The organism is Acidaminococcales bacterium (genome assembly GCA_031290885.1).
GTDB lineage: Bacteria > Bacillota > Negativicutes > Acidaminococcales > JAISLQ01 > JAISLQ01.
The window spans coordinates 13,046-38,075 of the sequence record JAISLQ010000065.1 but is presented as its reverse complement, the minus strand read 5'-3'; the positions used below and the strand labels follow the sequence as shown (position 1 = coordinate 38,075).

Annotated in this window: 18 protein-coding genes; all 18 read left to right on the top strand. The window is 53.7% G+C overall.

All coding sequences use genetic code 11. The features are described 5' to 3' along the window. The first annotated feature begins 19 nt into the window (after positions 1-19). The 18 genes from uvrB (at position 20) to LBO03_08100 (ending at position 25,025) form a co-directional block, all read left to right on the top strand. Positions 20-2,071: an excinuclease ABC subunit UvrB gene (gene uvrB, locus LBO03_08185; GenBank protein ID MDR3349561.1), complete on the top strand. Its 2,052-nt coding sequence runs from the start codon at positions 20-22 to the stop codon at positions 2,069-2,071. Beyond that, positions 2,025-4,850: an excinuclease ABC subunit UvrA gene (gene uvrA, locus LBO03_08180; protein MDR3349560.1), complete on the top strand. Its 2,826-nt coding sequence runs from the start codon at positions 2,025-2,027 to the stop codon at positions 4,848-4,850. The genes uvrB and uvrA overlap by 47 nt, the downstream gene beginning before the upstream one ends. Before the next feature lie 13 nt (positions 4,851-4,863). Next, positions 4,864-6,699: an excinuclease ABC subunit UvrC gene (uvrC, locus tag LBO03_08175; GenBank protein ID MDR3349559.1), complete on the top strand. Its 1,836-nt coding sequence runs from the start codon at positions 4,864-4,866 to the stop codon at positions 6,697-6,699. 539 nt (positions 6,700-7,238) lie between these two features. Continuing rightward, positions 7,239-8,120 carry an ABC transporter ATP-binding protein gene (locus LBO03_08170; protein ID MDR3349558.1) on the top strand — a complete coding sequence of 294 codons (882 nt, stop codon included), beginning with the start codon at positions 7,239-7,241 and terminating at the stop codon, positions 8,118-8,120. A 110-nt stretch (positions 8,121-8,230) separates the two neighbouring features. Then, on the top strand, positions 8,231-9,073 hold the full coding sequence (locus tag LBO03_08165) for an ABC transporter permease (GenBank protein ID MDR3349557.1): 843 nt from the start codon (positions 8,231-8,233) through the stop codon (positions 9,071-9,073). Between the two features lie 11 nt (positions 9,074-9,084). Beyond that, a complete protein-coding gene (locus tag LBO03_08160) occupies positions 9,085-9,852 on the top strand; it encodes an ABC transporter permease (GenBank protein MDR3349556.1) in 768 nt (255 codons plus the stop codon). Between the two features lie 81 nt (positions 9,853-9,933). Continuing rightward, entirely contained in the window at positions 9,934-11,967 is a 2,034-nt protein-coding gene (locus LBO03_08155; GenBank protein MDR3349555.1) for an acyl-CoA dehydratase activase, read from the top strand. 121 nt (positions 11,968-12,088) lie between these two features. Beyond that, on the top strand, positions 12,089-12,970 hold the full coding sequence (locus LBO03_08150) for an acyl-CoA dehydratase activase (protein ID MDR3349554.1): 882 nt from the start codon (positions 12,089-12,091) through the stop codon (positions 12,968-12,970). Between the two features lie 230 nt (positions 12,971-13,200). Further along, the gene (locus LBO03_08145) at positions 13,201-14,406 is read left to right on the top strand and encodes a 2-hydroxyacyl-CoA dehydratase family protein (GenBank protein ID MDR3349553.1); all 1,206 of its coding nucleotides are present in this window, start codon (positions 13,201-13,203) and stop codon (positions 14,404-14,406) included. A gap of 58 nt (positions 14,407-14,464) precedes the next feature. Then, positions 14,465-15,475 (top strand): ABC transporter substrate-binding protein, encoded by a 1,011-nt coding sequence (locus LBO03_08140; GenBank protein ID MDR3349552.1) that lies wholly within the window; start codon positions 14,465-14,467, stop codon positions 15,473-15,475. A gap of 22 nt (positions 15,476-15,497) precedes the next feature. Beyond that, positions 15,498-15,761 carry a hypothetical protein gene (locus LBO03_08135; GenBank protein ID MDR3349551.1) on the top strand — a complete coding sequence of 88 codons (264 nt, stop codon included), beginning with the start codon at positions 15,498-15,500 and terminating at the stop codon, positions 15,759-15,761. 24 nt (positions 15,762-15,785) lie between these two features. Next, positions 15,786-15,983, top strand: a complete 198-nt coding sequence (locus LBO03_08130) for a DUF1858 domain-containing protein (GenBank protein MDR3349550.1) — start codon at positions 15,786-15,788, stop codon at positions 15,981-15,983. Between the two features lie 19 nt (positions 15,984-16,002). After that, positions 16,003-17,343: a hypothetical protein gene (locus LBO03_08125; protein ID MDR3349549.1), complete on the top strand. Its 1,341-nt coding sequence runs from the start codon at positions 16,003-16,005 to the stop codon at positions 17,341-17,343. Between the two features lie 49 nt (positions 17,344-17,392). Further along, a complete protein-coding gene (locus LBO03_08120) occupies positions 17,393-18,940 on the top strand; it encodes a hypothetical protein (protein ID MDR3349548.1) in 1,548 nt (515 codons plus the stop codon). Between the two features lie 28 nt (positions 18,941-18,968). Further along, complete coding sequence (cysK, locus tag LBO03_08115) at positions 18,969-19,934, top strand: cysteine synthase A (GenBank protein ID MDR3349547.1); 966 nt, start codon at positions 18,969-18,971, stop codon at positions 19,932-19,934. A 717-nt stretch (positions 19,935-20,651) separates the two neighbouring features. After that, complete coding sequence (gene pyrR / locus LBO03_08110; GenBank protein ID MDR3349546.1) at positions 20,652-21,194, top strand: bifunctional pyr operon transcriptional regulator/uracil phosphoribosyltransferase PyrR; 543 nt, start codon at positions 20,652-20,654, stop codon at positions 21,192-21,194. A gap of 96 nt (positions 21,195-21,290) precedes the next feature. Further along, positions 21,291-23,012 carry a hypothetical protein gene (locus LBO03_08105; protein ID MDR3349545.1) on the top strand — a complete coding sequence of 574 codons (1,722 nt, stop codon included), beginning with the start codon at positions 21,291-21,293 and terminating at the stop codon, positions 23,010-23,012. A 138-nt stretch (positions 23,013-23,150) separates the two neighbouring features. Continuing rightward, positions 23,151-25,025, top strand: a complete 1,875-nt coding sequence (locus LBO03_08100; protein ID MDR3349544.1) for an ABC-F family ATP-binding cassette domain-containing protein — start codon at positions 23,151-23,153, stop codon at positions 25,023-25,025. The last annotated feature ends 5 nt before the right edge of the window (positions 25,026-25,030 follow it).

Sequence of the window (25,030 nt, the reverse complement as noted above, 5' to 3'; positions counted from 1 at the left end):
AGTTACAAAGGAAAACGGCATGGACTTTAAATTACAAGCCCCTTTCGCGCCTACGGGCGATCAGCCGCAAGCGGTCGATATGCTCGTCCGCGGACTGTCGGCGGGCAAAAAGAACCAAGTGCTTTTAGGCGCTACCGGCACGGGAAAAACCTTCACCGTCGCGTCGGTCATAGAAAAAGCCAACCGCCCCACCCTTGTGCTGGCGCACAACAAAACGCTGGCCGCGCAGTTGGCCAGCGAATTCAAGGAATTTTTTCCTGGCAACGCCGTAGAATATTTTGTTTCCTATTACGACTATTACCAGCCGGAAGCCTATTTGCCGCAAAGCGACACCTATATAGAAAAAGACGCCTCCATCAACGATGAAATCGACAAGCTGCGCCATTCGGCCACCAGTTCCCTTTTTGAGCGCCGGGACGTCATAGTGGTGGCGAGCGTGTCTTGCATTTACGGCCTGGGCGCGCCGGACGACTATTATAAGCTTGTGCTCTCGCTAAGGCCCGGGCAACAAGTACGGCGGGAGGCGATCCTGCGCAAACTTGCCGACATACAATACGGGCGCAACGACCTTAGCCTTGCCCGCGGCGCTTTCCGCGCGCGCGGCGACGTGATTGAGGTGTGCCCCGCCTCTTTCCATGACCGGGCCGTGCGCATAGAACTTTTCGGCGACGAAGTCGATAAAATATACGAATTCGACATGCTTACCGGCAACATCCTGGCGGCGCGCAGCCACATCGCCATCTATCCGGCGTCCCACTATGTTACTTCGCCGGAAAACATGGGGCGGGCGCTGGCCGATATAGAAAAAGAACTGGCGGAGCGGCTGGCCGAACTTCAAACCGCCGGCAAGCTGGCGGATGCCCAGCGGCTGGAGCAGCGTGTGCGCTACGATATGGAAATGATGGGCGAGATGGGCTACTGTTCCGGCATAGAGAACTATTCGCGGCACCTGACCGGCCGTTCGCCGGGCGAGCCGCCGTTTACCCTGCTGGACTACTTTCCGGCAGACTTTCTTATGGTAATTGACGAATCGCACGTAACCATGCCGCAGGTGCGCGCCATGTACGCCGGCGACCGCTCGCGCAAAGATATGCTGGTAGAATACGGGTTTCGCCTGCCGTCGGCTTATGACAACCGCCCGCTGACCTTCGCGGAGTTTGAAAAACGCATAGGGCAGACCATTTATGTTTCCGCGACGCCCGCCGCCTATGAGCTCGGCCGGGCGGAAACAGTGGCGCGGCAGGTAATCAGGCCGACCGGCCTTCTGGACCCAAAGATAAAAGTCCGTCCGCTCAAAGGACAGATAGACGACCTGTGCGACGAGATAAAGGCTGCGGCCGGGCGCGGCGAGAGGGCGCTAATTACCACCCTCACCAAGAAAATGGCCGAAGGGCTGACCGAATACTTGAGCGCCGCCGGCATAAGGGTGCGGTACCTGCATTCGGACATAGCGACCATAGAACGAGCCGAGATCATCCACGATCTAAGGGCCGGGGCATTTGACGCGCTGGTTGGCATCAACTTGTTGCGCGAAGGGCTTGACTTGCCGGAAGTGTCGCTGGTGGCCATACTGGACGCGGACAAAGAAGGTTTTTTGCGCTCCGAGATATCGCTCATCCAGACGATCGGCCGAGCCGCGCGCAACAGCAACGGCTTGGTGATCATGTACGCCGACTCCGTTACCGGCTCCATGCGCGCCGCCATCGAAGAAACCGCGCGGCGGCGAGAACAACAGGACGCCTACAACAAAGAACATAAAATCATACCCAGGACAATCGAAAAAAAAGTCCGCGAACTGATCAAAATTACCAGAATTGCCGAAGACGCAAACATATACAACCGCCAAAAAGATCTGACCGCCCTGTCGCGAGCCGAAACGGAAAAATTGGCCGTCCGGCTGGAAAAAGAAATGCGGGCGGCCGCAAGCGAAATGGACTTTGAAAGCGCCGCCGTGCTGCGCGACCAGCTGATAATGGTCAGGGGCAAGCTCGGCCGGCCGCCGGCCGGCAAGCAGGAGAAAAAACATGCAAGACAAAATAGTCGTAAAAGGCGCGAAACAGCACAACCTTAAAAATATAACCGTAGAACTGCCGCGCGATAAATTGGTAGTCATAACCGGTTTGTCCGGCTCCGGCAAATCATCCCTGGCCTTTGACACAATATACGCCGAAGGGCAAAGGCGCTACGTCGAATCGCTCTCCTCTTACGCCCGGCAGTTCCTCGGCCAGATGGACAAACCGGACGTCGAGTCAATAGAGGGGCTGTCGCCCGCCATCTCCATTGACCAGAAAACTACCAGCCGCAACCCGCGCTCCACCGTCGGCACAGTAACGGAAATATACGACTATCTGCGCCTTTTGTACGCCCGCGCCGGCGCCCCCCATTGCCCGGTATGCGGCAGGGCGGTGGAGCGCCAGAGCGTCGATCAGATCGCCGAACTGATAATGGCCAAACCCGAAGGCGCGAAATTCATGCTGCTCGCCCCTGTCGTCAAAGGAAAAAAGGGCGAACAGCAAAAACTCCTGGAAGGGCTGCGCCGGGGCGGCTACGCACGGGTGCGGGTAGATGGGCAAATACGCGAGCTGTCGGAACAAATAACCCTGGCGAAAACCAAAAAACACGACATAGACGTCATCGTGGACCGTCTGGTCAGGCGCGGCGACATAAACCAGCGCCTGGGCGACTCTCTGGAAACGGCGCTTTCTCTGGGCAACGGCATTGTGGAAGTATACGACCCGGATGCGGACGAAAGCCATCTCTACAGCGAACAATTCGCCTGCGCCGTTTGCGGCGTCAGCCTGCCGGACATACAGCCCCGCCTGTTCTCCTTCAACAACCCTTACGGCGCTTGCCCGGCCTGCACGGGTTTGGGCGTGGACATGGAATTTGACTTGGAACTGGCGATCCCCGACCCCCAAAAACCCTTTATTGACGGCGGCATCGCCGCCATGAGCAAAAACCCCAACTCCTATTTCATGTGCCAGTTTGAGGCGGTACTGAAACACTACGGCTACAATTTGGAAAACTCTTGGCAAGACCTGCCCCAAAAAGTAAAAAACATAGCGCTTTACGGAAAAGCAGAACGGGTTTTTTCCTTCGACTATGAAAACCTCATGGGAGAAACGCGCCGGCACCAAACGGGATTTGAAGGACTTTTCCCGCTGATGGAACGCCGGCGCCGGGAGTCCATGTCCGAAAGCATAAGGGCGGAGATGGAAACTTTCATGACTGTCCGCCCCTGCCCGCAATGCCGGGGGGCGCGCCTCAAACCGGAAGCGCTGGCCGTAACCGTGGGCGGGAAAAACATCCGGCAGCTTACGGAACTTACCGTGCGGGAAGCTAAAAATTTTTTCCGGGAAGTGGCGCTTGGCGACCGCGAACGCTTGATCGCCGGGCAGATTTTGAAAGAAATAACGGCGCGCCTGGATTTTATGAACAATGTGGGGCTGGAATACCTGACCCTTGACCGGGCGGCCGGTACCCTTTCCGGCGGCGAGGCCCAGCGCATAAGGCTGGCTACCCAGATCGGCTCCGGCCTGGTGGGAGTGCTCTATATCCTCGACGAGCCGAGCATCGGCCTGCATCAACGCGACAACCAACGCCTGCTGGCAACTTTGAGACATTTGCGGGACATCGGCAATACTCTTTTGGTAGTGGAACACGACGAAGAAACCATGCTGGCCGCCGACCACATTATTGACATCGGCCCGGGCGCGGGAGAGAACGGCGGCTACATCGTGGCCGCCGGCAACGCGGACGCCATCATGAAAACGCCAAATTCCGTAACAGGCCAATACCTAAGCGGCAAATTGCGCATCCCCATTCCGGCGAAAAGGCGCCCCCCCACGGACAAGTTCCTGACCATCCGCGGCGCCAGCGGCAATAACCTCAAAAATATCGACGCAAAAATACCGCTCGGGCTTTTCGTCGTAGTCAGCGGCGTGTCCGGCTCCGGCAAAAGCACCCTGATCAACGACATACTTTACAAGGCGCTGGCCGCCAGGCTGCACGGAGCGCGCCAGCGCCCGGCCGGTTTTAAAAGCATGGAAGGCCTTGAAAACATCGACAAAGCGATAAACATAGACCAATCGCCGATCGGTCGCACGCCGCGCTCCAACCCGGCGACCTACACCGGCGTTTTCGACTTTATTCGGGAACTGTTCAGCCAGACCCCGGACGCCAGGATGCGCGGCTACAAACCGGGGCGCTTCAGCTTCAACGTGCGCGGCGGCCGCTGCGAATCCTGCCGGGGCGACGGCGTGAACAAAATAGAAATGCACTTTCTGCCCGATGTCTACATCCCCTGCGACGTCTGCAAAGGCGCGCGCTATAACCATGAAACGCTGGAAGTGCGCTACCGGGGGAAAAACATCGCCCAAGTATTGGACATGGTGGTGGACGAAGCGGTGGAATTTTTCCAAAACCTGCCGCGCATCCACAAAAAACTCGCGACGCTCAAAGACGTCGGCCTCGGCTACATCAAGCTCGGGCAGGCGGCGACCACCTTATCCGGCGGCGAAGCGCAAAGAGTGAAACTGGCGGCCGAACTCTCCCGGCGCGGCACGGGCAAGACACTCTATCTCTTGGACGAGCCAACCACGGGCCTGCACATGGCGGACACCCACAAGCTGCTGGAAGTGCTGCAAAGGCTGGTGGACGCCGGCGACACCGTATTGGTCATAGAACACAACCTGGACGTTATCAAAACTGCCGACTGGATCATCGACCTGGGTCCGGAAGGCGGCGACCGGGGCGGCGAAGTGCTGGCGGCCGGGCCGCCCGAACAGATCGCCAAGGCAAAGGGCTCTTATACCGGCGCTTATCTGAAAAACATGCTGAAAAAAGGATAGTAAAGTAGCAAAGATGGAAGATAACAAAAACCGGATAGAAGAAAAACTTTCCCTTTTGCCGGCTCAGCCGGGCGTGTACATCATGAGGGACAAAGATGCGGACGTGATATACGTCGGCAAAGCGTCGGTATTGCGCAACCGGGTACGCTCTTACTTTCGCGCGGGCGGCGCCTCCGGCGGCAAGACGCAGGCGCTGTCCTCCCGGATCGCTGATTTTGAATACATAGTTACCGCCAACGAACTGGAAGCGCTCATCCTCGAATGTAACCTGATCAAGAAATACCGCCCCAAATACAACGTCCTTTTGAAAGACGACAAAAGCTACCCTTATATCAAGCTTACCCTGCGCGAAGAATATCCCAGGGCATTTGCCACCCGGCGGCTGGTTGAGGACGGTTCGCGCTATTTCGGCCCGTACGCCGACGTTGGCGCCATGCGCCGGACGCTGGACTTTCTGCGCAAGGTGTTCCCCTTGCGCACCTGCCGCAAAATGGGCAAAAGGCCTTGCCTGGAATTTCACATAAAACGTTGCCTGGCGCCGTGCGGCGGCGGGGTAGACAAAGCGGAATACGCCAAAATGGCCGAAAATGTCGGCTTTTTTCTGGAAGGGAAAAGCGAGTCCCTCTTGAACCAGCTTAAAAAAAACATGCGAACCGCCGCCCTTGAACTGCGCTACGAACAAGCCGCCCTCCTGCGCGACCAAATAAACGCCATAGAAGCCGTCCGCCAGCAGCAGACCGCCGCCACCATCGCCGGCGACGCGGATGTCGTCGGCCTGGCGCAAGACGGCGGCGACATTTGCGTACAGGTATTTTTTGTCCGCGCCGGCAAAATAAGCGGGCGCGACTATTTCCTGATGACCGGCGGCGACGCAAACAGCGAACGGGCCGCCTTGGCGGCTTTTATACAACAATATTACAGCAAGGCCGTATCCGCTCCCGCGCAAATAATCTGCCCGGTCGCCCTTTTGCCGGAGGAAGCCGGGATTCTTTCCTATTGGCTGTCCGAAATCAAAAAAAAGAAAGTAAAACTGATCCATCCCCGGCGCGGGCTGAAAAAGGACCTTCTGGCCCTGGCGGCGGAAAACGCCTCCGCCTTGCTGCAAGAAGAAAAAGCGCGCAAAAAGGCCGCAGAAAACCGGCAAACGGCATCCCTTGACCCGTTGGCGCTCGCGCTTGGCCTTCCTCTGCCGCCCGAACGGATAGACTGTTTCGACATATCGCACATACAAGGGGCGGAAACTGTCGCCTCCATGGCAGTGTTTAAAGGCGGCGCGGCCAGCGGCGGCGATTACCGCCGCTACAAAATACGCTCCACCGAAGGCAAGCCGGATGACTTCCAGGCGATGGCCGAAGTCGTGCTGCGGCGTTACCGAAAATACGAAAACCTGCCGCAGCTGATCATAATCGACGGCGGCAAAGGGCAGCTCGGCGCCGCGCTGGAGGTCATCCGCGGCCTGGGCCTTGATACGCCGGCCATCGGTTTGGCCAAAAGGTTTGAAGAAATATGGCTTGAAGGGGCAAGCGAGCCGCTTTGCCTGCCGCCGGATTCGCCCGCCCTGCTCCTTCTCCGACGGATCCGCGACGAAGCGCACCGCTTTGCCATCTCCTATCACCGGAAACTGCGCGCCCGGAGAAACCTGACGTCAATACTCGACAACATACCGGAAATAGGCGCGGCGCGGCGCGACGCGCTCCGGCGGCGCTTCGGCTCCATCCGTGCCATCCGGGAAGCCTCGGCAGAAGAATTGGCCAAAGTGCCGGGCATGACCAAAAAAGCGGCGGAAGCCGTAAAAACATACTTCGCGCGCAGCGAACAGGGTTTTAAACAGGGCGCGTTGCATAATTAAGTGTCGTTTCCAAGGAACGGACAAAGATCCATGGCAAATCCGATGTACAATGGCAGAGCCTGTTAATGCTGCCGTTCAACGCCCATCTTCGGGCGAATTTTCCGCCATGCTTTGCCCTGAAGCCTCGCTGCGCCTGCGGGTTCGTCTGCTGGATCTGCTTGTGACCGTTCCGATTATCCAATGGTTGTCTGTTTTCTTTTTCTGTTGCATTTCATTTTACAATGAACCGCCGAAGAAACGCGCAAACATTTAAATAAAAAGGTTGACACGCGAAACGAAAAGAGGTAAAATGACGCTATATTGCATGTAGGCGCTGAAGCGCCGCTTCTCCCGCAGTTGTTCATGGCTGATTAGGAACAAACTAAAGGCCGGATGTGCGCCAACGCGCATGTCCGGCTTCGCGTTTTGCCGTCATGGAGGCGTTTGGCATGATAAAGTGGCAGCGATGTAGGGTTTAATGTTGGCAAGGGAACGGAGCTTGCGCCAAGGGTACGTGCCCGGCGCGGGGAAATATTAATTTTCGCAAGGAGCAAAAGCATATGCAGACAAAACGGCAAGATGAATATACAGGCGGACTTGCCGCGAAGATAAAGGCGCGCGGCATCAACAAGGTTTTTCGGACAAGGCGCGAAGACGGCCCGGGCTATGAGGAGTTTGTCGCGCTCAAGGACGTCGATATCGATGTGTATCCCGGCGAGTTTTTGACGATAGTCGGGCCGTCCGGCTGCGGCAAATCGACTTTTCTTGACCTGATGGCCGGGCTTGACCACCCAACTTCCGGCGAGATAACCATAGACGACCGGGTAATAAAAGGCCCGGCAATGGACAGGGGCTTTGTCATGCAAGGTTACGCGCTTTTTCCTTGGCTTACGGTGAAAGCGAACGTGGAGTTTGGTTTGGAAATAAAGAAAATCCCTAAAAGCAAGCGCGCGGAAATAAGCGGACATTATATAGAACTGGTGGGGCTTAAGGATTTTGCCAACAGATACCCGCATGAGATATCCGGCGGCATGAAACAGCGGGTGGCGATTGCCCGCGCCTTGGCTTTTGACCCGGAAGTGCTCTTGATGGACGAGCCGTTTGCCGCGCTGGACGCGCAGACGCGCGAGATCATGCAGGAGGAGTTGCTGCGGATTTGGGAAGAAACCAAAAAGACCATTGTTTTTGTTACGCACGGCATAGACGAGGCGGTTTTCCTGGCCGATCGCATAGCGGTTATGGATACTGCCCCGGGCAGGATAAAGGCAACGCTCAACGTGGAACTTAGCAGGCCGCGCCAGGGAGTAAGGGGCTCGGCGGAATTTGGCTGGATCAGGCACAAGGTATGGCAGCTTTTACAAAAAGGCGAATTGGAGGAAAAACAGGAAACCAATCCCGAACAGGACATCGCCAAGGTAATAGACGCCAGGGCCGTGCTGTAACGATGCAATAAATAAATAAATAAGCGCCCGGGCCGATTAGAATGACTAAAAGCCAAAAATAAGCAGAATTATTTTTGGCTTTTTAATTTTATGGGAAGGGTGGCAATGAGTTGCCAGTTAATATAAATACCGACATAGCCGACAGAGTTGCTAAGGACGAAAGCGTCCGCTCTGACTGCAGAGCGGCCAAGACGATAGCTTCTTTCTTGGAAAGGTCTTTTATCATATTTGTGCTTATTATTTTTTGGGAAATATCCCCAAGGATGGGGTTGGTAGACCCTTTCCTCCTTTGCCCTTTCAGCGAAGTAGTGAGCCATACCGCCAAGTTGATCTACACCGGCGAATTTTTCAAGCATTTTAATATCAGCCTTTTTCGTTGGGGGATAGGCTTTTTTGCGGCGCTTTTGGTGGCAATTCCCTTGGGCATCGTTATGGGCTGGTTCCGAAAGTTCGAAGAGATAGCGGATCCGTTAGTGCAGGCTTGCCGCAATTGTTCGGTATTGGCTCTTTATCCGATCTTTATCTTGCTATTTGGAATAGGAGAAAAAGCCAAAATTTCCATTATCATGTGGGGAACTGTTTGGGTGGTTTTGCTTAATACCATTGTCGGAGTCAAGAATGTCGACCGTATTTTGGTCAAAGCGGCCAAATCAATGGGCATTGACGATTTTGAACTGCTTTTCAAGGTTCTTTTGCCAGCGGCCTTGCCTTATATAATTACCGGCGTCAGATTGGGGGCGGCCAGTTCCATCCTAGTGCTGATAGCGGCGGAAATGGTAGGCGCCAATGCTGGCTTGGGGTTCATGATTTTCTATTATGAAGCCAGATACGCCGTGCCGGAAATGTACGGCGGCATCATCATCCTTTCTGTCATCGGCGTGTCGTTAAATACTCTTTTGTTCCATCTCGAAAAAAAATTCACCGTATGGCGGGAAGATATCAGCAAAGGATGAGAGGATGCCGCATGTTCAGGACTTCAAGAATTGGCCGCTGGCTGAAAAAAAGCGCCGTCATTTGCTTCGTGCTGTTTTTGTGGCAAGTTGGCCCTTCGCTTGGCATTATAGACGAAAGGACTTTGCCGTCTTTCCTGCGCGTACTGTCGGAGTGGCTTAAAATAATGTTCTCTGGGGAATTGCCTGAACACATTTATATAAGTTTACAAAGATCTTTGGCAGGATTTTTTTTAGCGGTCGCGACGGCTATTCCATTGGGCGTAGCCATGGGCTGGTTCAATCGTGTCAACCGTATTTTCAATCCTATAGTTCAGCTTTTCAGAAATACAGCATCCTTGGCCCTTTATCCGGTGGTGCTTTTGATTTTCGGGCTGGGCGAAACAGCCAAGATCGGCATTATTTTCTGGGGGGCGCTTTGGCCTCTCCTTATCAATACAATAGAAGGAGTTAACGCAGTCAGCCCTATCTATATAAAAGCCGCTAGGACGATGAACGTTTCCACTTTTCAATTGTTTGTGAAGGTGGTGCTGCCTGCGTCGATCCCTTTTATCCTGACAGGCCTTAGAATAAGCGCGACCCGCTCCATAGTGGTGCTGGTGGCGGCGGAGATGCTTGGCGCGTCCTCCGGCCTGGGATATCTGATATTTGACGCACAGCACAAGGAAGAAATAGAAAAAATGTACAGTGCCATAATTACTCTTATTAGCCTTGGCATGATCGTTAATTTACTTTTGGTAAAACTTGAGCGCAAGCTGACTGTCTGGAAAGATTGCCCTTGAATGAGATCTCATTCAAGGGCAAGATCGGCGGACGAGCAAAGATAATATCGCAAAACGCGAGGAAAAGAAGGGAAACATGTTATGAAAATAAACGAGGTTATTGACGCAAGGCTATATCGGGAAATAAGTGGCGATACGGTTGTGGGCATAGATATAGGCTCGCGGGAAGCCAAAGCTGTGCTTTTGGACGGCGGCGAATTATACGCCGCGCAGTTGCCTACCGATGTGAACATGCAAGATACGGCCAATACATTGTTGGCGGAACTTTTAAAAGTTTCCGGGAAGCGCTACGGCGATATCAAATATATTGTCGGCACAGGCTATGGCCGCGTGGCCATGAGCTTCGATCGTCTGCCGAGCCAGATAGTTACGGAAATATCTTGCCACGCCATGGGCGCGCATTATTTGAATGCCAGCATCAAAACTATTATCGACATAGGCGGGCAAGACTCCAAGGCAATCAGGGTAGACCCGGAAACAGGCAAGGTGGTGTCGTTTGTCATGAATGACAAATGCGCGGCAGGTACAGGCAGGTTTCTGGAAAAGGTAGCCCAACTGTTGGATATTGGCCTGACAGAGCTCGGGCCGATTGCCCTAGAGTCGCAAGCGCCTGCGGAAATCAGTAGCCAATGCGTAGTTTTCGCCGAATCGGAGGTGGTTTCGTTAAGGGCAAAAGGTGCCAGCCGCGAAGACGTGGCGGCCGGAATACACCTTGCAACGGCGCGGCGCGTGCGCAATCTGCTGAGCAGGGTAGGCATAGAACCGGGTATTGCCTTCTCCGGCGGCGTTTCCAACAATGTCGGCATGAAAAAAGCCATTGAGGACTTAGTTGGCTATCCTATAAGCGAGTTTAAGCTTAACGCCGTATACGCAGGGGCGCTGGGCGCTGCTATCCACGCCCGGCAATTTCTGGCGGCAGGAGGCGCGTCCGCAGGCCGGAAAGAAAAAGAAAGGGCAAGCCTAAATCTTGGCAAACTGGAAGAACGCCTGATCGCTTACCAAAATAGCATTATTGAGGGAAAAACCGGAAAAAAAAGCATTGGCTATCTTTGCACTTATACGCCGCTGGAGCTGATAAACGCCGCCGGCGTGAATCAAATGCGCCTTTTTAAGATGGGCAACACGGAGATAGTGGCCAGCGGCGAATTGATCACGCAAAGCGTTTTCTGCGACTTTACCAAGAGCATTCTGGGCGCCTTCAAGGAAGGCGTAGCGCTCTACAAAGCCTTGGACAAAGTTTATACATTCTATACCTGCGACTGCATCAAGAAAGTGGGGGAGGCCATAGGGGACTTCTTCACCTCCTCGGAAATTTTCACCTTGCCACGGCTTAGGCACAAAGCGTCTTCCCGCGATTATTATCATAGGGAAATACTTAATTTTAAAGAAGACTTGGAAAAACTCTCCGGCAATAACATTGCCGCAGAAGCCGTGAAAGAGCAAATAAAACTTTATAACCAAGTCAGGCGATCTTTGAAAACCATTTCCGACCTGCGCAAAAGGGAAAACCCACCGATCACGGGCAAGGATTTCCTCGATTTGGTCAAGGCCTATTATTATCTGCCTCCCCATGAATTGCTTGCGCTTTACGAAGAAATTTACCGCCAAATCCTGAGCAAAGCAGATGATGGCCGAAAGCCTATCAGGCTGATGATGGCGGGCGGCATCGTGGCCGATGGAGACAGGCGGCTTTTGGAATTGGTGGAGGACATCGCGGGCGCCCGCGTGGTAATAGAGGATCATTGTACGGGGGCGAGGAATGTCAGCTATCAGATAGACGAAACCATCGACCCTTATAGGGCGATAGCGGAAGGTTACCTTGACCAATCGCCCTGCACCAGAATGAAGCCTTTGCAGGAGCGCATAGAGATATCCGGCCAATTGGCCAAGGAATACCAAGTGGATGGCATACTATATGTTTATCTGAAATTTTGTCCCTGTTACGGGCAGATCAAGCATCAATTCTTTAAACATTACCAAGAACTTGGCATTCCCGTGCTGGAAATCGCTCTTGATTATTCAGCCAGCGATCAGGGCCAATTGAAAACCAGGCTGGAGGCTTTTATTGAGGTTTTAGGGGAAAGGGGAAAAAAAGGCGAGGTAAAATCGGCTTAAGCGGCCAACGGCATTCGGAATCGGGATTTTTATGGAATTTGGCGCAATAGACAATATGCGTACACAGGCCGAATACTTAAATATAGCAGAAAAGCGCAGAATATGGACAAGGGGGAAGATCATGGGCGTAAAATTTGAGGACGCGCTGGACGGGCGCGTGGCAGGCGAACTGGACGAATCAACGGCTTTGGGCATTGATATAGGCTCCCGCACAGGCAAAGCGGTGCTGCTGCGCCAGGGAAAAATATACACAGCCATAACACCCACGGCGGTTTTCACCCAACAGACGGTAGACAGGCTTTTGGGAAAAATCAGCGCCGAAGCCCAAATAGAAGCCGGCGATATAGAGTACGTGGTCGGCACAGGATATGGGCGCATAGCCTTCGATGCCGGCGGCATCAGAAAGAAAATAATCACGGAAATTTCCTGCCACGCCATGGGCGCTCACTATCTGAACGCCGACGTGCAGTCCATCGTTGACATCGGCGGCCAGGACGCTAAAGCGATCCGGGTGGACAAAAAAAACGGAAAAGTCGTGGAATTTATCATGAATGACAAATGCGCGGCGGGAACAGGCCGTTTTTTGGAAAAAGCGGCCGAACTGCTGGGTCTCACTACGGAAGAACTGGGCGCAGAAGCTTTAAAAGCCACCAAGCCTTCCGATATCAGCAGCCAGTGCGTGGTTTTCGCTGAATCGGAAGTAATTTCGTTGCGGGCCAAAAATGAAAAACGTTCCGACATAGCGGCCGGAATACATCTGGCCAACGCCCGGCGCGTCAAGAACCTGTTTAACCGCATCGGCCTTGTGCCGGAACTTCTTTTCAGCGGCGGGGTTTCCAATAATGTAGGCATGAAACAGGCAGTAGAAGAAGTGCTCGGGCAAAAATTCATCGCTGTTAGGCTGAACGCCATTTATGCCGGTGCTTTGGGGGCGGCTGCCATAGCGCAGCAAAGCATCAAAAATTATGAAAACGAGCAGGAAGCTTTGGCCATAAACATCTAAAAGCACTCGGCAAAATTAAACGATAAGGGGAAGAAAATGCAGGCTGGCAATTTGAATCTTTGTTTTCATTGGCCGTGCAGATTGCGCTTATTCAGCCCTATCTGCGGCAGCGGTCAGATAACAAGCGGGCGCCAAGAAAAAGGCAGTTTGTAGAGTTTATGTTTTTATGAGCCAATAAATTTAATCCACATTATTTAAGAAGATGAGAGAAGGGATGATGGGTGCAAGGCATGGACAGCGCGAAAACGGATGGGTTTCAGAAAGATTATCTTTCTTACAACAAAAAATTGCACGACTACTCTCCGGCGGTGAAAAAGATACTCAATCTTGTGGCCTCTTATATCCCCGATGCGGAGAAAGCCCATGCGAACGGCAGGCAAGCCGTCTGGTGCCATACTTATAATTGGGAGCCGCTTTTTCTCTACAGCCTTGACGCCATTCCAGCGGGGTACACGGAAATGGGCCGTTACAGCACTATGGATGAAATGCTCATCGCCGAGGATTACTACCAGTTTCCTGCCGAAACCTGTTCTATGGTCAAATGTACGGTGGGACAATGGCATCTCCGACAGGGCGGCGGAATTAAAAAGATACTCGGCGGAAGTTCCAATTGCGAACCTTACAATCTGTCTTGGGAAATCATGCGCCGGGAGGGTTATGACGTTTTTAACTACGATGTGCTGTATCGTGCGCCTTCCGTCACCGGCATCCGGCTGCAGGAGCTTGCCAATTTTTTCGCCGAACAGCTTTATGATGTCGCCGAATGGCTGACAGGCAAAAGAGAAATTGACGAAGAAAAATTGCGCGGCGAAATTCTGCGCAGCAACCGTTTGATCAAAAAAGTCAAAAAAATATTGGACTTACGCGTTCAACACCCGTTTTATATCCGTAGCCTGCCCACTATTCTTATGCTGAATGTCGGCGTCAGCAATTATTTTGGCAAACCGGATGAATTTGAGGATGCGGTGGATCTTCTGCTGGCTGAATTGGAAAACCAGCCTGTTAATGAATCGGAGCTTAAGCGAGTGATTCCTTTGGTTTGGGGAGGTGGCACAGGCCAGGAATTTGGCCTTTATGAAGCCATTGACCAGTCCAACGGTGCACTTTTGGGCTTTCGCAGCATACCTAAACTATATGACGAAACCCTGCCGCCTATACAATCTTTAATCAATTATGTGTACAACAGCCAAAGAGCTGGTGCCAGCGTGTATGCCCGCGATTTTATCGAAGCGGAAGTGGAGCGGCTAAAAGCCAAGGGAATCATTTTCTATGGCTATTTGGGCTGCTCTTTCGCCAGCGTGGACAGGGAGCTTTGGCGGAAATATTTTCATGAAAAAGGCATACCAAGCATCAGTTTGGAAGGGTCTTTCCAAGTAGGCAATCCCAGCGGGCAAGTGCTGACAAGGATAAAGGCTTTTGTGGAAATGCTGGCCTGACGGCTTTTGCCGCAACAGGTCGTTGGCGGGAAAACGGTAGAGGAAAGGGGATATCAGTATGAAGAAGAATACACGATTTTGGTTTGCCTTATTCTTTGTTTTAATTTTATGTGCCGGCTGCTCCACCGGGAAACAAGCGGGCAAAGAAGCGGCAGACGCAGGCGGCAGGAAACTTTCCGTCGTCAGGGTGCCGAAAAAGTCCGGTTCGCTTACGCCCGATATTTTCGAGGTGGGAAACAGTCAGGGCTTCTTTGTCAAACATGGCATCAAATTAGAGATCGTGGGCTCTGTCCCTTCATCGCAGGCCATTGCCGCAGTAGTGGCAGACAAAGTCGACGTTACGCATCCTTCCCACATAAACAGGACAATAGCCGGCATTTCTGCTGGTGCCAAAGTCAAGGCGGTCGTAGGCGGACAGGAAACATCCAAACGCGTTCCGCACATGGTTGGCGTTATCAGGAAAGACAGCCCTATCAAAGGCGCAAAGGATCTTTTGGGCAAAAAAATTGGCATAACCCAAACAGGTGGATGCCATGAATATACTCCTTACGCCTATTTGCAAAAAAACGGCGTGGAAAACCCCAAAAGCAAAGTGGAAATCATTATATTGCCGGAAAAACAACTGCAACAGGCACTCAGGCAGAACGACCTTGATTTGATCATGTTGCACAAGATACCTGCGGAGATAGACAAAGACGGCGAGTTTAAAGTGCTTTTTTCCGATTATGACATTTGGGGGACGATTGGCGGCGCTACCCCGCTCTTTTTCTCCGACAAGTTTATTAAAAGCAATCCCGAGACAGTAAGAAATTTTGTCGCAGCTACAGCTGAGACGCTCAATTGGGCCAACGCCAACCCGGAAAAGGCGATGGAAATATCCGCCAAAGCGGCCGGCGGCGGCTTGAAAGGCCAGGACATGACGGAAGGCTACTACGCGCCGGACGGCATAATCAAAGAAGAAACTATTACAGTGTGGATCGATTTGTTACGGGAATTCGATGAGATAAAAGGCGATGTAAAAGCATCGGATATTTATACTAACGAGTTTAATCCTTATTACAAAAAGTAAGAACCTGTGAAAACGCGCCGATATCGCGGCCGGCATACATTTAGCCACAGCGCGCCGCGTGAAAAATCTGCTGAATAGGATGGGGCTTGCGCCTGATATCATTTTCACCGGCGGAGTTTCTAATAACGCCGGCATGAAAAAAGCGTTGGAAGACATTCTAAAATATCCTTTCAGCAAAGTCAACCTTGACACCATCTACGCCGGAGCGCTGGGCGCGGCCATTATCGCCCAGCAGAGCGTAGCGGCGCATGAAAAGGAACAACAAGCTTTGGCCATAAACATATGAGCAAAAATAAAATGAGGTGGGAACATGTCCATTTCCAAAGAAAACGGCATCGGCGAAGTAGTGGGCCGGCATCCGGAGACCGCAGAAGTGTTCTCCCGGCACGGCATGGGCTGCATAGGCTGCGCCATAGCGCATTTTGAGAGCATAGAGCAAGGGGCGGCGGCGCATGGGATAGACATCGTACGGCTTGTGCGCGATCTTAACGCGGCCATAGAACAGTAAAAAGCAAGGAGATGTTTTTGTGTCAGGTTTTATTGAACGAGCCAAAACCACCTGCGCTTTGGGCGGCGCCCTTGTAACTATTTCGTCCCTGCCCAGGGCGATCCCCGTCGTCCACGCTTCCGGCGGCTGCGCGCAGACGCTTTCCGCCGCCTACAATCTTGGCGGCGCTTACAAGGGGGCGGATTATTGCAGCGGCACCATGACCCCGACTTCCAACATCATTGAAAAGAATATTGTTTTTGGCGGCGAAGACCGGTTAGAAGAGCAAATTGAGCATACGATCAAGGTAATGGACGGCGATTTGTATTTTGTCGTTACAGGCTGCCAGGTGGAAATTATCGGCGACGACGCGCAGAGCGTAGCCGGGCGGTTCAAAGGCGGGAAATATCCGGTGCTTTGCGCGAGTACGCCCGGTTTCGCCGGCAATGGCTTCAAGGGCTACGATCTGGTGCTCAGTACGCTCGCCGCCGATTTTATCAGCCCCAAGGCAAAAAAGGACAAGAAAACCGTAAATATTCTGGGCATCATGCCGGGGCAAGATGTTTTTTGCCGGGGCAATATAAGCAATATAGTCCAGTTGCTCGGCAAATTGGGCATAAAGGCCAACAGCTTTTTCGGCGACGGGGAGACCATCGCCAAAATACGCGAATACGGCGGCGCGGGCCTTAATATAGTGTTTTCGGAAAAACACGGTTTGCAGGCCGCGCAAACCTTTGAAGAAAAACACGGCATGCCCTATATAACGACCGATCTGCCGATCGGCGACACGGGAACGGAAAACTTCCTGCGCAAAATAGCCGATCCCCTGGAAATTAAAGATGTTGACCTGGAAACGGTCATAAACGAAGAAAGAAAATATTATTACAGTTATTTCCAGCGTTTCCTGGAAATCTACGGCGACATTGATCTGCAGCGTTACGCCATAGTTTCCGCCGATATTAATTACGCTTATCCCCTCGTCAGTTTTTTGAGCGAGGATCTCGGCTGGATACCGCACTTGGTGGTGATAAACGAGGAACTGGACGACTTCAGCCGGAAAAAATACGAAAAAAAGTATAAAAACATCACTTCTTTGGCAAAGCCCAAGCTGGTTTTTGAACAAAACACCGGGCAGCTGCTCAAACATATCAAAGAGAGCTGGCCGCAAAATCGCAACGATAAATATTACAACGCTTTAAGCCCCGCGTTTCTCATCGGCAGCAGTTTGGAAGCCGGCACGGCGCAAAAGGTGGGCGCGGGCTTTTTGCCGGTAGTTTTTCCGGTTACCAACAGGGCGGTTTTAAATAAAGGATATACAGGTTATCGGGGCGCCTTGACGCTGGCGGAGGACATTTTTTCCGCGCTGGTGGCCAACCGGTAGCCGAAAAGCGCACATTCGGCAAAATGAACGGCGCGGGGAGGGGAAGTAAATGGCGGAAAACGAATTGACCAAAGGCTTGACCTATAATTATCTTGGAGCGGACGCCGCTCCGACGCGCGAGGAGCGCATACAGGCGACGACCGCTTTCGGCGGTTCTTGCTGCGGCTTGAAGACGGGCATGGGGCAAGGATGCCTCAAGTTCAACAGCAGGAAATTCGCGCAGGGCAACGGTTGCCAGCTCACTTTGGCGCTCGGCATAGTGCGGACTTTTCAAAATGTCGTGGTCATCATACACGGCCCGCTTGGCTGCGCTTCCAACAACATCGGGCTGGCGGGGTTTAATAAGACGGCGCGCGCGCTGAAAGGGAAGCCGGTCCAGGATGTAGTATGGATGCATACCAATCTTGACGAGCGCGACGTTATTGACGGCGGCCAGCAGAAACTGCGCGACGCGGTGCTTTACGCCGAAAAAGAGTACCGGCCTGACGTCATCGTAGTAGGCAACAGCTGCGTCCCGGGCATTATCGGCGACGACATAGACCCGCTGCTTGACGAATTGGACGCGCAATTGTCCGCCCGCGTGGTTCCGGTACACTGCGAAGGGTTTCGGAGCAAGTTTGTCGCCAGCGGCTATGACGCCGCTTACCACGGCCTGCTGAAAAAACTGGCCGACCCGCCCGCCCGTTACAGGCGCGCCGTGCCGAACGATGTTGGGGCGGCGCTTCTGGACGCCGGGGAAGAGTATGTAAGAAACAGAACGGTCAACCTTTTAAACGTCGGATCTACCAGCTATGGCGACGAGGTGGAGCTTTCCAGGCTGCTTACGGCGCTGGGCCTCAAAGTTAACGTGCTGCCGCTTTTCGGGCATATTGACGAAATCGCCCGCATGGGCGAAGCGGCGCTTAATATAAGCATTTGCGCCACGCACGACGATTATCTGGTAGGGCACTTAAAAGAACGGTTCGGCACGGAGTATATAATAGACACTCTGCCAATCGGGATCAAAAATACCAACAAATGGCTGCGCGCCATTGGCAAAGCCATGCGCCTGGAAAAAGAAACCGAGAACCTCATCCAATTGGAGACAAGCCAACTGACGGAGGCGCTGGAGCCGCTGAAAGCGGCGCTCAAGAACAAGACTGTATTTGTCGGCGGCGGGGAAACGCGCATATTTACCACCGCCGAATTTTATCAGTCGCTGGGAATGAGGGTGCTGGGCTTAAAACCGCACAACTTCGATCATTTCGCCGTGCCGATGATTGAGGAAATAAACGACCAGGACGCCGTTATTGACGTTGCGCCAGGCCAACCGGCGGAAGAGATGGTCATTTTGAAAAAACTTAAGCCCGATTTATATGTCGGGCACGGCGGCGCCAACGGCTGGGCGACGAAACTGGGGCTGACGACTACGCCGCTTTATGGGCAGTCCTTTAACTACATGGGCTATTCGGGCGCCTTTGAGCTGGCCAGAAAAGCGGCGAGGGCTTTCCAAAATACCAATCTGGCGAAAAAAATAGCGGCCAACGTAGCCTTGCCTTTCCGAAAGGAGTGGTACGAAAGCAATCCTTTTGATAATATAAAAGAAGCGCAACTGTGATAATTCAACAAAGAAAGGAAGTATGCAAATGGCCACCGCTGTGGATTCTTTAACTGACCTGATCGGCAATACCCCGCTTTTGCGGCCGAAATCATTTTTGAAATTAGCCAGGATAAAAGCGGACCTTCTGCTGAAGCTGGAATATTTCAACCCCGCCGGCAGCGTGAAGGACAGAATAGCTTTGTCGATGATTCTGGATGCGGAAGAAAAAGGGCTGCTGCGCGCCGATTCGGTTATTATTGAGCCGACCAGCGGCAACACCGGGATCGGGCTGTCCTTTGTGGCGGCGGCTCGCGGCTACAGGATCATCCTGACCATGCCCGACACCATGAGCCTGGAAAGGCGATCCCTGCTCAAGGCGCTGGGCGCGGAACTGGTGCTGACGCCCGGCGCGGACGGCATGAAAGGCGCCATAAGGAAAGCGGAAGAACTTTCCGTTTCCGTACCGTCCGCCATTATATTGCAGCAATTCAACAATCCGGCCAATCCCGCCATACACCGGGCGACTACCGCCGAGGAAATCTGGCGGGACACGGACGGCAAAGTGGATGTTTTCGTTGGCGGCGTAGGTACGGGCGGCACCGTTACCGGCGTGGGCGAGGCGCTGAAAAGCAGAAAAAGCGCCGTCAAGATCGTCGCCGTCGAGCCGGCGGACTCCCCCGTCCTGTCGGGCGGGGCGCCGGGGGTGCATCAAATACAAGGTATCGGCGCCGGGTTTGTGCCTAAAGTGTTTGACTTTAAAGTAGTTGATGAAATCTACAAAGTAAAAAATGAAGAAGCGATCGACACCGCGCGCGTGCTCGCCAGAACCGAAGGGCTGCTGGTCGGCATATCGTCGGGGGCGGCGGCCTTTGCCGCGGCCAGAGTTGCCCTGCGCCCGGAAAACGAGGGCAAAACCATCGTGGCGCTTCTGCCCGATACCGGGGAACGTTACTTGTCCACCGTGCTTTTTAAGGATTTGACCGACGAAGGCAGCAAGTATTGGCAACCATGATGTTTTTCGGTTGAAACTTGGATAATGGGCATCCGCGATGCCTTACAACGCGTTTGGCAAGGGCAGCTTTTCCGGCAAGGCCAAAAACCCCGCAAGGATCATTTTTGCGCCTTGCGGGGTTTAGTGGTTTATGTGCCGACAAATGTACAGGGGACATCCAAATAAACGCTTGCGGATTCTTGCTGTTCCCAGATTGGAATCATACTGCCGCCGCAGCCAATTTACTGCCTTGCCTTAAATACTCGCCGGACTTATAGGTTCGTCTGAGTTTTGCGCCGCGCAAGGCGGCAAATTATCGCGCAAATCTTAAAGGGGTGTTTTAATCCGGGGGCAGTGCAAGGCGGGATGCCTTTTCGCATGGCGTGACGGCAGCGGCTTTGTGTCCGCAGGCGCGCGAAAATGTACCGCAGGCCGCCCTTTGTTCGGGCGGCGGCCCGCAAAGGGCGGGAAAACATCCGGCGCAACGGCGCTGCTGGATGTTTCCGATAAATATTCAGGGCGCTTTTCTTTTGCGGCCTTGCCTGGCGCGGACGATTGTAAAATCGCCGCCGTTATGTTATTATGCACATAGATGTTGCTGGCCGGCGCCAGAGCGCGCCTGAAGCCAAAATGCGGCTGACCGCCCCCGGGGATTTTCCCTCCGCTCCTTAGCGGTTGCCAAACCGTTTCCCGGACACCAGCATCCAAGGAGGCCGGACAATGGAAAAAAGCGCGCAGATAACGGAAAAAAACGTGATAATGGACGAGAGCGCCATAAGACGGGCGCTGATACGCATAGCCCATGAAATAGCCGAGCGCAACAAAGGGTCACGCGACATCGCCTTGGTTGGCATCCGGAGCAGGGGAGCGCCCCTGGCTGGCCGCATAGCCGGGGAAATAAAGAAAATCGAAGGCGTGGAAGCGCCTGTCGGCCTTTTGGACATAACTCTTTACCGGGACGATCTTTCCACTTTGTCTTATCAGCCCGTTGTACACGGGACGGAGATAAATTTTCCGCTTGAGGGCAAAGTCGTCATCATGGTAGACGACGTCCTTTATACAGGCCGGACTACCCGAGCCGCCTTGGATGCGCTTATGGACATTGGCCGGCCCAAGGCCATACAATTGGCCGTGCTTATTGACCGCGGACATCGGGAACTGCCGATACGCGCCGACTATGTGGGAAAGAACGTGCCTACGGGCAAAAGCGAAATTATCAGCGTTTGCCTGCGCGAAACTGACGAAGGCTCCGACCGTGTGGTCATCTGTGGGCGCCTTTAGCCGATGGTGGCAGCATTAAAATACATTTTGCGTATTGTATCGATTGTGCTATAATGGCCGTGTGTCAATACGCTTTGTGAAGGAGCAGGAAAACAGATGAATGTTCTTCCGGTGGTAATAGGCGCGGCGGCCTTATTTGCGGCGGCTTATTATATCTACGGCCGGTTTCTGGGCGAGCGTGTTTTTCAGCTTGACGACGCCGCGGCTACGCCGGCGGTTTTGTTAAATGACGGCCTTGACTTCGTTCCTGCCACGAAATACGCGCTCCTGGGACAGCATTTTTCGACGATTACTGCCGCCGGCCCGATCAACGGCCCTATTTTGGCCGCCATGCTTTTCGGCTGGGCGCCGGCGCTGATTTGGGTACTGGTCGGCAGCGTCTTCGTCGGCGGCGTCCAAGATATGGGAAGCCTTATAGCCTCCGTCCGCTACAACGCCAAGTCCATAACCGAAATAGTGCGGGTGAACATTTCGCAAAGGGCCTGGCTGCTTTTTATGATTTTTATCTGGCTGACCCTCGTTTACCTGATCGTAGTGTTCGCCGACATTACCGCCAGTTCTTTTGTCAGCAACATTGAGATAAGGGCAGGCGATACGGTAATGGGCGCGCATATTGCCAGCTCGTCGCTTATGTATCTTGTTTTTCCGGCCATTATAGGCCTTATGACCCGTTATTTTAAAATAAACGCGTATATTGCCAACATCGCCATCCTGTCACTTACGGTGCTATGCATCTGGGCCGGACAGGTTTTCCCGGTTTCTTTGCCTTTCTCCGATGTTTCTTCGCAGCAGAAAATTTGGGGCGCCATCATTTTGATTTATTGCTTTGCCGCTTCCATGCTGCCGATATGGCTGCTGGTGCAGCCGCGCGGCTTGCTGGGAGGATACCTTTTGTATGTTTCTTTGTTTGTTTCCGGCATCGGCATTATTTTCGGCGACTATTCAATAGAATATCCGGCTTTTACCATGCTTGGCGCCGGAGGGTTTTTCGGCGGCGGCTTTTGGCTCCCGATGTTCCCGCTGCTTTTCGTTACCGTTGCCTGCGGAGCTTGTTCCGGCTTTCACTCGCTTGTGTCCTCGGGAACCACCAGCAAGCAGTTAGAATACGAAACGGACGCCAGGGCGGTAGGCTACGGCGGCATGCTGCTGGAAGGCATGGTCGCGGTTATATCTATCGTCTGCGTAATGATAATGGCCAAAGATTCGCCCATCTTGGGCAAGGCGCCCAATTTCGTTTACGCGACCGGCATCGGCAGTTTCATGGAATTTATCGGCGTGCCGATAGTATTTGGCATAACCTTTGGCCTTTTGGCTTTCACTACCTTTGTTTACGATACGCTTGACGTATGCACGCGCCTCGGGCGCTACGTCGTGGAAGAAATAACCGGCTGGAGGGGGCGCGCGGGCGGCTTCCTGGGCGCGGCCTTGACCATGTGCGCGCCGGGCTTTTTGATTTTCCAGACCATCGTGGACGGCGATGGCCGGATCGTCCCGGTGTGGCGGGTATTTTGGAATACCTTTGGCGCTTCCAACCAATTGCTGGCGGCGCTTGTGCTTGCCAGCGTATCTTTCTGGCTGATGAAAAGCCGTCCGCAGTCTGCAGTATGGCTGGTTTCCTTCGTGCCGTCCGTCATTATGCTGATGATGTCCAACTGGACTTTGTTTAACGCCATTTATTCGGGCTGGTTCTTTGGCGAAGGGCATTCGTTCATCCCGGTTGTTTCTGTTGTTCTGTTAGTTTTGTCGATAATAGTCAGCGGGGAAATTTTCTTTTCCATGCTGCGGACAGACGGAAAGGCATTCAAGCCGCGCCTTTAGCCGCCCGGGCCTTCTCTGCGCGACAGGATCGTCCCCCGTCCGGCGCCGGCCGATTGCGGCGATAAAGCTTGAAAATTGTCGCTTGCTTTCAGTGCCCGGCGGCGGGCGCTGTCGGTGGCGCGTGCGCGGGAGCAAAACATGTCGATATTGGCCGAAAATCTTACTAAATGTTTTGGCGGGAAGGAAATTTTCCGCCAAGTGAACCTTCGCTTGGAAAAAGGCGCCAAAATTGGACTGATCGGCAACAACGGCGCGGGCAAAACCACCCTCATGCGCTGCATCCTGGGGCTTGACGAATACGACGGCGGGCGCGTCTTTTCCGACCCGGCCGCTAAAATAGGCTATGCCGCGCAAGACGCCCGGCCGGCCGACGGTTCGTTGTGGGAGGAGTTGACGGCTTCCCGGCAGGAACTGTTTGCCCTTTCGCGGCAAATACGCGACTTGGAAGGACAAATCGGCGGGCAGCCCGACGAGCGCGCCCGGGGGAAACTTCTTGCCCGATATTCCGATCTCAGGCAGGACTATGAACGGCAAGGCGGTTACGATCACGAACTGAAGGCGCGCAAGGCGGCTTTCGTCCTAGGGTTTTCCGACGAAGACCTGCGCCGGCGGGCAAAAGATTTTTCCGGCGGGCAGAAAACGCGGATGCTTTTGGCGGCGGCGCTTCTCGGCGAACCGGATTTTTTGTTTTTGGACGAGCCCACCAACCATTTGGACATAGCCATGGCCGAATGGCTGGAAGGATATCTGCGCGAATTTAAAGGCGGGCTGCTCCTGGTTTCGCATGACCGTTATTTTCTTGACCGGACGGTGGACAAGATCGCGCTCCTGGAAGCGGGACGGGTAAAAATCTACAAAGGCAATTACAGCCTGTATGAAAAACAAAAAGAAACGGAAGACAAAACACAAGCGGCGGCTTGGGAAAAACAAGCCGCGCATATAAAAAAAACCGAAGAATATATAAGGCGCAACAAAGCCGGCATCAAAAGCCGGCAGGCTCGCGGGCGGCAAGCGCAGCTTGACCGGCTGGAAAGGGTCGCCCCCGCATCGCCTTCGGACGGCTTAAAACTTAAACTGCCGGTTCCGCCCGAATGTTCCGACCGGCTATTGACGCTGGAAAAATTAACGGTAGGGTACGGCTGCCCGCTTTTAAAAGACATTGATTTTACCATCCAAAAAGGCGAGAAGATAGCGGTCATCGGACGTAACGGCGCCGGCAAGACCACTCTTTTAAGAACCATAGCCGGCATCCTGCCCGCCCTGTCCGGGCGCGTAACGGCGGGCGGGCGGGTAAAGGTCGGCTATTTCTCGCAAGGACATGAGGGCTTGTCCGGCGGGGAAAACATTCTGGAAAACATACTCGCCGGTTTCGGCCTATCCGAGGAGCAGGCCCGAACATTTTTGGGCGGCATGCTGTTTCGCGGCGGCGATGTATTTAAAAAACTCGAAGACCTCTCCGGCGGCGAAAGGGCGCGGCTGGCTCTTTTGCGCCTTTTGCTCGGCGGGGCGAATTTTCTTTTGCTGGACGAGCCGACGAACCATTTGGACGCCGCCGCCCGCGCGGCGGTAGAGGAAGCCCTCCGGCAATGGGGCGGCGGCATGTTGCTGGTCAGCCATGACCGCTATTTCATTGACCGGATAGCCGGGCGGGTATGGGAAATTGAAGGCGGCAGGCTTTTCGATTATCCCGGCAACTACAGCTATTGCCGCGAGCAAAAAAACGCGCGCCCCAAAGATATGCCGCCGCCCGCGCTGGCGCGGGCGGCGGCAAAAACCGTCAAGGAAAGCCCCAAAACGCGCAGCGTGGAAAGGCGGTTGGCGGCGGTGGAATTGTCCCTGCGCGAACAAGAGGGTTTGCTTTTGGTCTTGGAAAAGCGCCTGTCCGATCCGGCGGAACACGCCGATTTCGCCGCCAGCCGCGCCCTCTCCACGGAATATGCCCGGCAAAAAGCCGGCATCGATTCCCTTACGGCGGAATGGGAAACATTGCTTACAGAATGGGAAAACCGTTGATTTCG

What these genes read in the sequence shown, in the direction of transcription:
- uvrB (MDR3349561.1), top strand. Translation starts at nt 20, where the DNA reads ATGGACTTTAAATTACAAGCCCCTTTCGCGCCTACGGGCGATCAGCCG.
- uvrA (MDR3349560.1), top strand. Translation starts at nt 2,025, where the DNA reads ATGCAAGACAAAATAGTCGTAAAAGGCGCGAAACAGCACAACCTTAAA.
- uvrC (MDR3349559.1), top strand. Translation starts at nt 4,864, where the DNA reads ATGGAAGATAACAAAAACCGGATAGAAGAAAAACTTTCCCTTTTGCCG.
- LBO03_08170 (MDR3349558.1), top strand. Translation starts at nt 7,239, where the DNA reads ATGCAGACAAAACGGCAAGATGAATATACAGGCGGACTTGCCGCGAAG.
- LBO03_08160 (MDR3349556.1), top strand. Translation starts at nt 9,085, where the DNA reads ATGTTCAGGACTTCAAGAATTGGCCGCTGGCTGAAAAAAAGCGCCGTC.
- LBO03_08155 (MDR3349555.1), top strand. Translation starts at nt 9,934, where the DNA reads ATGAAAATAAACGAGGTTATTGACGCAAGGCTATATCGGGAAATAAGT.
- LBO03_08150 (MDR3349554.1), top strand. Translation starts at nt 12,089, where the DNA reads ATGGGCGTAAAATTTGAGGACGCGCTGGACGGGCGCGTGGCAGGCGAA.
- LBO03_08145 (MDR3349553.1), top strand. Translation starts at nt 13,201, where the DNA reads ATGGACAGCGCGAAAACGGATGGGTTTCAGAAAGATTATCTTTCTTAC.
- LBO03_08140 (MDR3349552.1), top strand. Translation starts at nt 14,465, where the DNA reads ATGAAGAAGAATACACGATTTTGGTTTGCCTTATTCTTTGTTTTAATT.
- LBO03_08130 (MDR3349550.1), top strand. Translation starts at nt 15,786, where the DNA reads ATGTCCATTTCCAAAGAAAACGGCATCGGCGAAGTAGTGGGCCGGCAT.
- LBO03_08120 (MDR3349548.1), top strand. Translation starts at nt 17,393, where the DNA reads ATGGCGGAAAACGAATTGACCAAAGGCTTGACCTATAATTATCTTGGA.
- cysK (MDR3349547.1), top strand. Translation starts at nt 18,969, where the DNA reads ATGGCCACCGCTGTGGATTCTTTAACTGACCTGATCGGCAATACCCCG.
- LBO03_08105 (MDR3349545.1), top strand. Translation starts at nt 21,291, where the DNA reads ATGAATGTTCTTCCGGTGGTAATAGGCGCGGCGGCCTTATTTGCGGCG.
- LBO03_08100 (MDR3349544.1), top strand. Translation starts at nt 23,151, where the DNA reads ATGTCGATATTGGCCGAAAATCTTACTAAATGTTTTGGCGGGAAGGAA.